General features: G+C 47.7%; 2 tRNA genes and 2 rRNA genes. All 4 read left to right on the forward strand.

The features are described from left to right. Positions 1-62: ribosomal RNA gene (locus BKD70_RS00005) — 16S ribosomal RNA — on the forward strand; the annotation flags it as partial. Between the two features lie 81 nt (positions 63-143). After that, positions 144-220: transfer RNA gene (locus BKD70_RS00010), tRNA-Ile, on the forward strand. Between the two features lie 30 nt (positions 221-250). Continuing rightward, positions 251-326: transfer RNA gene (locus BKD70_RS00015), tRNA-Ala, on the forward strand. Positions 327-573: 247 nt separating this feature from the next. Beyond that, positions 574-675 (forward strand): 23S ribosomal RNA (locus BKD70_RS00020); the annotation flags it as partial.

The raw sequence follows: 675 nt of genomic DNA on the forward strand, positions 1-675 counted from the left end.
TGACTGGGGTGAAGTCGTAACAAGGTAGCCGTAGGGGAACCTGCGGCTGGATCACCTCCTTAATCGACGACATCAGCTGCTCCATAAGTTCCCACACGAATTGCTTGATTCATTGAAGAAGACGAAAGAAGCAGCCCGAAATTGGGTCTGTAGCTCAGTTGGTTAGAGCGCACCCCTGATAAGGGTGAGGTCGGCAGTTCGAATCTGCCCAGACCCACCAATTTTGTGTGGGAAACGCCTGTAGAAATACGGGGCCATAGCTCAGCTGGGAGAGCGCCTGCCTTGCACGCAGGAGGTCAACGGTTCGATCCCGTTTGGCTCCACCACTACTGCTTCTGTTTGTATAAAGCTTAGAAATGAGCATTCCATCGTTGTGATGGTGAATGTTGATTTCTAGTCTTTGACTAGTTCGTTCTTTAAAAATTTGGGTATGTGATAGAAAGATAGACTGAACGTTACTTTCACTGGTAACGGATCAGGCTAAGGTAAAATTTGTGAGTTCTCTTAATTGAGAAATTCGAATTTTCGGCGAATGTCGTCTTCACAGTATAACCAGATTGCTTGGGGTTATATGGTCAAGTGAAGAAGCGCATACGGTGGATGCCTTGGCAGTCAGAGGCGATGAAAGACGTGGTAGCCTGCGAAAAGCTTCGGGGAGTCGGCAAACAGACTTTG

Source organism: Pseudomonas sp. BS-2016 (genome assembly GCF_001806145.1).
In the GTDB taxonomy this organism is placed as follows: Bacteria; Pseudomonadota; Gammaproteobacteria; order Pseudomonadales; family Pseudomonadaceae; genus Aquipseudomonas; species Aquipseudomonas lundensis.